This is a genomic window from bacterium, assembly GCA_023228325.1.
Taxonomy (GTDB): domain Bacteria; phylum Auribacterota; class UBA6266; order UBA6266; family UBA6266; genus UBA6266.
The window spans coordinates 1-10,024 of sequence record JALOBK010000008.1; the positions used below are offsets into that span (position 1 = coordinate 1).

A 10,024-nucleotide genomic window follows, 5' to 3' on the forward strand; every position below is an offset into this window, starting at 1 on the left:
TACATTTTCAACCCCGTATTTTTCAAGATTTATTTTCTTGATTCTTTCTTTTTCTTCTTCATTCTGTAAACTAGTTTTACACCCATATCTATCCATGCATGTTTTTTCTATTTTATCTCGAATTTCTTTGCAACGATTTACATTTTTATTTCCATATTTTTCTAAACAAGAATTTTCTCTTTTTTCAATAGTATCCTTATTATTGCTAGAACATTTTACAGAACAAAATTCAGGATATCCAACTGCAAGATTTCTGAATTTTACTTTACCACCACAAGTCTTGCAAATTCCTTCTTTCTCATCCTTTCTAAAGAATTTATTATAATAATCCTCCAGGGTGATTTTGTGTGTTTTGGTGAGATGTCCACCAATGCACTTGATGGACATCTCCCTTCCACATATTTTACAAATGAAATTTATATTTGATTTTTCATTTTCCATATCAATTTACTCCTTTTTTGTATACAGCTATGATTCCATATTTGTGTTGTTATTCAATCATATCAGTATCTAAAGTTAAAAAATTTATGATGCCACATTGTTGACGATCTGCTGTTAGAATCGAATCAAGCTTTCCATAATAACTATCATGAATATTTCTTAAATCTGTTGGCATTGCTTTCCTACTGAGTCCCTGTGGACCCGAGTATGTTGTTTTCAATGATTCACCTATACTATGAATGACAGTCACACTATGATCAGCTAGATGTTGCATTTCGGGCATCTTACTAGATAAATAATTTGTGATATTAACAGTTTTGGTTTTATCAATCTTATATGAATTCTTAGATAAAAGGAATGAAAGAATCTCGGAAAACAGTGGTCCCAATATATATTGGGATAAAATAATATCCTTGCGATTTAAATCACCACGTTCATTATTAAATTTATCTTTATTTATAAATCTTTCAAATAATTCGTGAGCTATAGTTTCACATTTCATTTTTTTGGCTATGAATAAATCTGATTTCTTCACACAATCAAAATATTCTATTAAATTAAATTTTTTGTATTTGTAAGAATTTGACATATCATACCAGAATTCTTTGGTGTTGAACTTTACTTTATTATTCATTTTCTGTGATAAGAATCCTTCCATCATCTGATCGAAATCAGGGATATCAGGATTTATCTTTTCTATTTTTAATCTATCACCAAGAGTCACCCCGGATGTTTTGGAAATTATATTATCTATTTTATAATTGCACTTATTTAGAAACCATTCTAGATCGTAAAAATAGCTCATCATATTTCCCATGTGTGTACTCTTATCTGATATACCAGCAAATCCTTTTATGGTATGAAAATGAACAGTTAAAATGGTGCCTATAATTCTTATAACACCCTTTGACATCACCACAGTATCTATTAACTGAAATAGCGGATGTCTATAAACGCCATTAATAACAAATTCAAGTGTAGTTTTTTCAGGGATTGGATATATGACGTCAATATCGTAATTTAAAACTTTTGTATTTGAGCTGCTATTAAATTTAATATTAATTTTAGTACACTTTTCTAATGTGCCTTTAATTACTTTGACTTTTCGTTTATATTCTTCACCCTCGACAATATTTGCTTCTATAATCCCTGGAATGGTTCTCAGATTCTCTACAACAAGTCCAATAGTTTTTTCAATATTTTCAATTTCTTTTTCTTTATAGACAAAGGCTTTATCTATGAAGGATGGATTTCTAAAATTATAAATCATTTATATTCCTCCTTTGCCATCTATATTTTCAAAACGATTAAACATAAATTTTAATAAGATATTATTGTAATTTGGATTTCTTAAAATTTCATAGAAATTTGTTCTACCTGGACTAAATGCAAATGCAAGCAGTGGTGACTGCAATCCAATACATACTATCTTGCTAACCGGTTTATACTCGACGCTTGATTCTAACTTTCTCCATTGTGTGATTTTATTATCAACATATGACCATAATAACTGGGATATTAATAATTCAACGTGAATCATTTGAATATTGGAATAAGACCCATACACTTTCATTAATATTTCAAGCATCTCTCTATAGTCATCACATTTTCCGGATAGCGCATCATTTACTCTTTTCATGTCTGTAACGATGTCTTCTTGTGTTTTAGACCCATCTTTTACAATAGCTGCACCAGATATATGGAAAGTTCTCAAAACATGCTGTGTGTTAATTTCTCCTATTGCTTGTGCAGATATAAATCCAACGTATCTGCTTCTAGCAATATCACTCAATTTTCCATAGCATGTCTTACATATATCTTTTCCTTTGCATCTTATCGGGGATCTTAATATAACAGTTTTTCCAATATCATCTTTACAAACTAATCTTGATTTTTTGTCTTCATCAACAATATATCTGCCATATAAATGATTTAATATTTTTGGAGTAATAACTATTTGAACACCTTCGGTTGAACCACAATCCTCGTTATTATAATCAAGTTCTATGCTTGACATTGCATAAATTAATTGTCTGGTTAGGTATCCGGCTTTAGCAGTATTTTCTGCTGTATCAATTAGACCCTTGCGAGTTCCATAACAAGACAAGAAATGTTCATAGGATGTTAACCCATCAATTAAACTATGGGTAATTGGTGTTTTTATGAAGTTTCCTTTATAATCTGAAACATGCCCTCTTGAGCAGAATATTTGTTTGGCTTGTAACCAATCTCCTCTTGCAGATGATTTGATTAGCTTTGATAATTTAAATTTTTCTTTAATAGAATTGACATATCTCTCTTCATTTCCGATATTTACGCTAGGATTATCACTATTAAATATTTCTTTTTCTTTAAATTCATTTGTAATTTCAGGAATAACAAAATTATCTAAATTTACATCTACTGGATAATAAGTACTATATTCAAACCCCATATCTTTTATTTTTCCACAAATATCTGCAACGGTTTCAGAATCATATTTCATGCTCAAATCATACAATATATTTTTTATTTTTTTCCTATCCATTGCTTCATTTATAAATGGATAATCTTTTGGAAAAATCTTATTGAACTCAACTCTCCCTTTGGTTGTTTTAATTCCTTCATGTTCACATTCTTCATTGAAGTCATATTCTTTATCACTCTGTGTCAGAATATAAACACCATAAACCATAGATTGGCTCGGTGAGAAATTAAAATTTGTATCAGAAACACTTAATAAATTCTTAGACGGAAGCATCTTATCAATGCACTCTACAGTGGCATCATTTGTGAGTGGCCTATAGACTGCCATTTGGTCTCCGTCGAAGTCTGCGTTGTACGGCGCACATATTAATGGGTTAATGTGTATTGCGAGAGTATTTTTGGTGACTACCTTAAATGCGAACATTCCCATTCTATGCAATGTTGGTTGTCTATTCAATATAATTATTTTATTATCACATGTTTTCTTAATAAAATCATGTAAATTTGTTTGATCTGAAATATGTTTTTCTAATAGTTCATTTGCCTCTTGAGATGTTACACATATTCTTTTTTCCAATAAAGCATTTATTAATTCTGGTTTAAATAATGGAACCAATAATTTATCAGAAATCCCGGCCTGATCTAATCCGAGAGTTGGGTCAACCACAATCGTCGATCTACCGGAAAAATCTATTCTTTTCCCTAATAAATTATTCCTCATTAATTTATCTTTATCACCGTTTATATATTCTCCGCAATGCTCATATGCGCTGTAAACATCATACCATAGCCCTAATACGAAATCATAATTAAATATTTTTGTACTCTCTGGTTGGATGAATTTATTGTATTGCTCTTTCTTTATTAAGATATGCTGATAAATATAATTTAATGAATCCATTGCTAATTCTTTATTGGTTACTACCACTGGTCTAAGATCTGGTGGAATAACCAACACATTTTTAGTGAATATATTTCCAAACTTATTCATCATGACTTCATATATTTCAGGAACAAATATTTTTGCCATTTCTTCTATTAATTTATATAAGTCATCTATTTTCATTTCCTCATCACAAGGTTTTTCAACAAATTTACCATCAACTATTTCGTAAAACGTGTATCCTGTTAATATTCTTCCCATCATTTTATTAAATCTATCTGTCTTTTGTTTCATGGATAAATAAATCATTGGATGGAGAACATTACAAGGCAATTTTATTGTTGCAACGGATCTTCGTCTAATAATACTAGATGCATATTTAACACCACAAATTGGGCATACCTTATTGACATCTGTTGTATTTTTTATTCTACACTGGCAAGTATAATCTCTTATTGGACCAAATATTTGTTCGGAAAATATTCCTTGTGAATGAAACATATTTTGAGTTTTTAAAACTTTGCTAGAAGTGACTTCTGTAAGTTTTTCACTATATCGTTCTATATCTAGTAATTTCAAATTTTACCTCCCTCCTTAATAGAATGTAGCTGTATCTCCTTCAATATAATAAGTTTGATGATCCCATGATGTCTCCGGCCTAAAAAGCAAAAGATCAAACAGAATCATATTCGCAAATTTATTAATATCATCTTTATACATCCAAATCTGACTAGAAACTGGAACTTGGTTTTTTATTGTGCTTAGTTTATGTGTGGATGGATGATATCCTTTTTCTATAGTAACTATATTTCTTAGAGTATCTATTCTCACATGCCTAATATTATATCTGTTAACAACATAATATAGACCAGTTGATGTGTTCACAAAATAAATGAACCAATCTCCATGGATATCAATTATATTTCCATTAACATTAACTCTATGTGAATTTTTTTCAATATAATCATTCAATTCTTTAAATTTTACTTTTTCAATTGCAACGAACATATTTCTCTCCAATCCTTAATCAACAATCCTTCCTTTGTTTTTAAGAGCATTCCTGTTATCAATTTTAACCAATCATGTTTTGGCACATAAAAATCTTTTGTAAATATAAATCCAAATCCCATATAGTTTTTTAAATTTTCAAATATTAAGTCATTTTCAAAAATACACAACCCAGCATATAAATTTGATCGTGTATTCAATGTGATAAATTTACTTTTACCAATTAAGTTTATCAGACTTTTACTGCTTTTATTGACTTTCAAAAAATAAAAATTTCCAATATTTAATAACCCAGCTGCAAAGGTGTCAGTTTGACTCAGGGTCTTTAGTTTACAACTTTTATCATTATAAGTTACAATCGTATCTTCGGACAAATCTAGTGGTATTTTTTCTATACTCAAACATACCCTCCACCTAAAATTAAGCAGACATATTTAAAATATACAGATGATTATCCTTCTCACTGACAATATACTGTCCGCTAGTTTTTTCACTTAACAATTTTTTAACTTCTTCTTTTGGTAAGGAAGTGACAATTTCATCACACTTTACTAAACTTTTTTCCTCTACTCCTAGAAGATCATAAATCTCATCCATCCAAGGTGGAACGTGGATTATAGTATGTGTCTCTATTTCATCCGTGTAATTATACATTATGTTGTGATTCAATGTCGATAATTTTTCCATTTTTCCCCCATATTAAATCATGATGAGACATATCTTTAAAATCAATTAAAAATGAATTTATTTTCTTGCGCCCGTCTATCAAATCTATCAGATTTTTGCAAAATTTTACAGCGCAATGTAATTCTGGTTTCGTATCATATTCTTTTGGGTTATACCTAAATTTGGAATAATCAACATCATTTAAAAGTATCCCGTAATCATGATTGAGAAAGCACTTATAATAAAGATTATAGCTTATATTTTCTATATCGCTATTTACATCTCTAAAATCCAAAACAACATCAAATTTATTATCATTTTTATAATGTTCTAATTTCCCATTAAAGAAATCAATAATACTTATTTTTCTATTATGAATTTTATAAATTAACCTAACACATTCCACGATTTTTGATTTATTTATATTTGAATACAATGTGTATTTTAAGTCATCATCGCTTATGATATCGTAATCAACCAGAGTGAGATCCCAATCTTCTATTAAGTTATTTGTCTTCAAAAGTGTAAATAAAAAATTAGAACCTAAAGTTCCAAGCCCTCCTATTAAAATTTTCAATAATCCTCCCTTCTACGGGCATTCTACCTCAAATCCATTGAATTTATAGAATTCATTCCGTAGTTTCCATTCATTTTCTAGTTCTAGAAAGTTAGTATCCAAGAAATCTATAACGACCGGACTTTGTTTATTTTTATCTATTCTTAATATTCTTCCAATTGATTGTTCGATATATGTTGGACTTACCACCGATGATAAAAATAATAGAGTGTCTATAGAACTTTCATCTATTCCCTTATAGCACATAGTATAATTAGAAAGTATTATTTTTTTCTTTAATTCATCCCTACTTGCTTTGGAAATGAATAATCCTATTTCTGATTCATCAATCTCATATTTTTCAATTAGAATTGTTCTTATTGTTTTTAAATATTCATTTTTTAATCCAGATAATACAAGTATTTTTCTATTTTTATCATATGCATTTTTCAATAATGATGTCACCATATTTATATAATCGGTTCTTTTTAATAATTGTCTATAGTATTTTCTCTTGTCGAATCTACCACGCCACATAATATATTTTCTATAATTACTATCAAATTTTGATTTAAATTTTATAACTTTTATAATTGGTTTCAGCTCATATATACCATGAGAAAATATATTGTTGCTTAACCAAGATTTAATTGCTATTTCTCTATACAGATTTTTATATGGAGTGGCACTCATGCCTATTAATCTTTTCGAATAACATTTCCCACATACAGTGGTGAATGTTTCTGGTCCTATTATACAATGAACTTCATCAAAAAATGTTACACCAAAATTAGAATTTTTCATTAATTCATCAAATTTATTTTCATCTTTTCTTATTTTTGCCAAAAAACTTTGAACAGTTGAAATTATAATTGGAAAATCAAGACACATTTTTTTATCAAGAATCCCAATGTCATCTTCTTTTAAATCGGAATGTTGTATAAATCTTTCTATCCACTGGTCAGCCAATGATAATTGATCTACAAAAATTAATGCCTTTTTCTTTAACATACTTATTGATTTAATAGCAACAACAGTTTTTCCAAATCCTGGAGGACATTTTATTATGCAACAATTATTTTTGATTATAAAGTCAACCGCATTTTTTTGAATTTCATTTCTAAAAATAACAGTATCGCCCATAATAATATTTTCACCATCAATTGAATTGTTTTCAATATCCGGCTTAACTATAAAATTTCTTGGTAATAATAATTCTTTTGATGTTTCACCGTATAACTTAACAGTTTTTGCTTTGGATGTTACAAATTCAAAATCCAATCTAGTTAAAGAATCGGTAATAAATTTATATTCATCCCTAGTGATCTCAGATTTATTTACATGCAACCAAGAATCAATATACATTCCACTTTCTCCTAATCAACATCTATTATTTCATCATAATCTTGGGATTTCCAAAATGTATTATGTGTTATTAAATAACAAGATTTTTCTTCACTGAAATCTTTCATTAATTTAACTGCGTTAGTTCCATTATCATCATCGAGATTATCAAATACCTCATCAAAAAATATTACGTTAGAAATTAGATTCGATCTTGATAATGCAAGATCATATAACGAAAACATCATCGCTATATCAATTATTCTTTTCTCCCCACCACTAAGTTTAACAAATTTTGTTTCTTTATTCTTATCTCCATCACGATATATCTTGCAACTTAATTTATTACGTTCTTCACCTTTCTGGGTATAATCTGTATTTTGAAGCATAACGTTAAAACCACAATTTAATTTTGTCAAATAATATTGCAATCTACTATTTAGAAATGGAATGCTGCGTCCTATAATTAAATTTTCAATTCCCTGCCTAGAAAATGCTTCGAGCCAAAATTTATAATATGAAGAATCAGTTTCCATTTTTTCCAAATTCTTTCCAAGCTCTACAATTCTATTCGTAATTTTTAATATCTCTTCAGATTTTTCATTTTTAATTTTACTTATATCGTTTTTTAATTTATCTATACTCGATAAAGAATTTTTGAGTTTGGTTTCCACCGCAACATATTCTTCTTTTTTGATATTCAAAGTTTTCAACTCATCTTTTAATAATTCTATTTTTTCACTGAGAGTATTTGATATTTTTTTATGATTCTTTAAAATATTTTCTTTTTCGGAATCAATCAACTCCAATTTAGTTTTATATATTTTTCTTGTATTTTCAATTCTAATCTCAAATAAATTTCTTCTATTAGAAATTTCTATTTCTTTATCTTTTAGAATTTTCTCGTATTTTTTATTTATATTTTCTTTTATGTTTTCTAAATTTTTCTTTATTTCAACTCTAGAATTATTAAGTTCATTGTATTTATTTTTATCTTTTTCGGCATCATTGTAAAATTTTGTTTTTATCTTAAATATTTCTTTTTCTTTATTTTCATTTAATTTTAAGATTTTTTCATTGAGTTCCTTTACTTCTTTTAATAATAATTTATTTTGTTTTTCCAAATTTTTTAATTCTTTATTAAATTCCGATATACATTCATCTAAACACTCTCTTGCACCATCATCCATTTTTCTCTGGCATACCGGGCATTTAGAATTTTTCTTGCTTTTAAGAACCTCGTACTCTTTTATTTTTTTATTTATTTCAAATATTCGCATATCATTATTATTGAATTCTTTATCTTTTGGATATATTTCTTCCATTTGAATTCTGACCGTTTCTTTATTATTTTCTTTTTCAAAATCAGATATAAATTTTGTTTCTTCTATTTTACGATTGTTTATATTTTTTGAGATTAATTCTATATCTTTAGATATTTTGTCAATATCATCGTATTTATCTTTAGAACTACTTGAAATCTCATCATTTATTTTTGAATTCAAATTGTTTTGAACGGATATTAATTCATTGCTCAATTTACTTTTTCTATTATCTATCATTCTCTTTATATTTAGAGCCTTATTATTTATTCTATTTTTTTTATTTTTAAAATCTTCTTCGATATTAAAAATTTTATTATCAGAATTGTTTTTAGAATTTTGAGTTTCTTCCAATTCTTTCTCAATTTTTAATATTTTTTCTTTTATTCCATTTATGTCAAATGTTTTCAAAAAAGAATTAGAATTATCTTTAATTTCTTCCTGGTTCTTTATTTCATTTTCAACTTGGTTTAGCAGTGCATCATATTTTGATAATGTCATATCATAAATTATTTTTGTATCTTTTATTGATTGCTCACACCCTTCTTTTTCTTCTGATGTTTTTTCCATTTTTTTCTTACATGATTCACAATTATTTCTAATTTCATTAAAATTCAATATCTTTTCAAATAAATCTTTCTGTTCTTTATCGGACATATCCAAAAATGTATTGGAAAACTGTTGAGGAAAAAATATTGTAGAAACAAACATATCATAATCCCCGAAAATCTCGGATATCAAATCTTCTGTCTCACTGATACTTTTTCTAGTATAGTCAACATTATCCTTAAAAATCATTAGACTATTTTTTAATTCATCATGTTTGATGGTTCTACGAATAAACCAGGAATTATTCATGTATTCAAAATAAACTTCTACTAAACAATTTCTTCCAGCTTTTTCATTTATTATATCAGAATTTGTAAGATTACCACGAACAGTTTTTCCAAATATGCACCAAATGAGAGCTTCCAGTCTTGTACTTTTTCCGCTCCCATTTGGCCCAACTATCATGTATAGCCCATTATCATAAATTTCAAATGTTTGTTCACTTATTCCCATGAAATTCTTTATAAAAATCTTTTTTAATTTTAGCATATCTCTTCCTTTCTCATGAAGGATAAATATTTATCCAACGTTATTTTACTTATATTATTCATTTTATATTCTATTTCTGCAACACCTTCTCTGATTTTATTAGCATCTATTGATGCTGTAAATATTTTTTCAATTGAATATTGCTTTAATAAATTCTTCAGAATATCTTCTTTTAAATCTGGGATATTATCTATTAAATCCTTAACAATGAATTCTACGTTATACATTTTATTTTTAAGA

At 27.5% G+C, this 10,024-nt stretch carries 10 protein-coding genes; all 10 read right to left on the bottom strand.

Features of this window, described 5'->3' with window-relative positions; all coding sequences use genetic code 11:
* Nucleotides 1–441 (bottom strand): hypothetical protein (locus tag M0R36_10350; protein MCK9556194.1); only part of this gene is annotated, 441 nt, incomplete at its 3' end.
* A gap of 49 nt (nucleotides 442–490) precedes the next feature.
* Nucleotides 491–1,711: a hypothetical protein gene (locus M0R36_10355; GenBank protein ID MCK9556195.1), complete on the bottom strand. Its 1,221-nt coding sequence runs from the start codon at nucleotides 1,709–1,711 to the stop codon at nucleotides 491–493.
* Nucleotides 1,712–4,369, bottom strand: a complete 2,658-nt coding sequence (locus M0R36_10360; protein ID MCK9556196.1) for a hypothetical protein — start codon at nucleotides 4,367–4,369, stop codon at nucleotides 1,712–1,714. It abuts the gene before it with no gap.
* 15 nt (nucleotides 4,370–4,384) lie between these two features.
* Entirely contained in the window at nucleotides 4,385–4,798 is a 414-nt protein-coding gene (locus M0R36_10365; GenBank protein MCK9556197.1) for a hypothetical protein, read from the bottom strand.
* Entirely contained in the window at nucleotides 4,774–5,199 is a 426-nt protein-coding gene (locus M0R36_10370) for a hypothetical protein (protein MCK9556198.1), read from the bottom strand. Before M0R36_10370 ends, M0R36_10365 begins: the two co-directional genes overlap by 25 nt.
* A gap of 19 nt (nucleotides 5,200–5,218) precedes the next feature.
* Nucleotides 5,219–5,485, bottom strand: a complete 267-nt coding sequence (locus M0R36_10375) for a hypothetical protein (GenBank protein MCK9556199.1) — start codon at nucleotides 5,483–5,485, stop codon at nucleotides 5,219–5,221.
* Nucleotides 5,445–6,041 carry a hypothetical protein gene (locus tag M0R36_10380; GenBank protein ID MCK9556200.1) on the bottom strand — a complete coding sequence of 199 codons (597 nt, stop codon included), beginning with the start codon at nucleotides 6,039–6,041 and terminating at the stop codon, nucleotides 5,445–5,447. The genes M0R36_10375 and M0R36_10380 overlap by 41 nt, the downstream gene beginning before the upstream one ends.
* A 12-nt stretch (nucleotides 6,042–6,053) precedes the next feature.
* A complete protein-coding gene (locus M0R36_10385) occupies nucleotides 6,054–7,385 on the bottom strand; it encodes a DEAD/DEAH box helicase family protein (protein ID MCK9556201.1) in 1,332 nt (443 codons plus the stop codon).
* A gap of 11 nt (nucleotides 7,386–7,396) precedes the next feature.
* Entirely contained in the window at nucleotides 7,397–9,784 is a 2,388-nt protein-coding gene (locus M0R36_10390) for an SMC family ATPase (protein MCK9556202.1), read from the bottom strand.
* Nucleotides 9,778–10,024, bottom strand: a 247-nt coding sequence (locus M0R36_10395) for a hypothetical protein (GenBank protein ID MCK9556203.1), incomplete at its 5' end; no start/stop codon positions are given. The genes M0R36_10390 and M0R36_10395, both read right to left, overlap by 7 nt.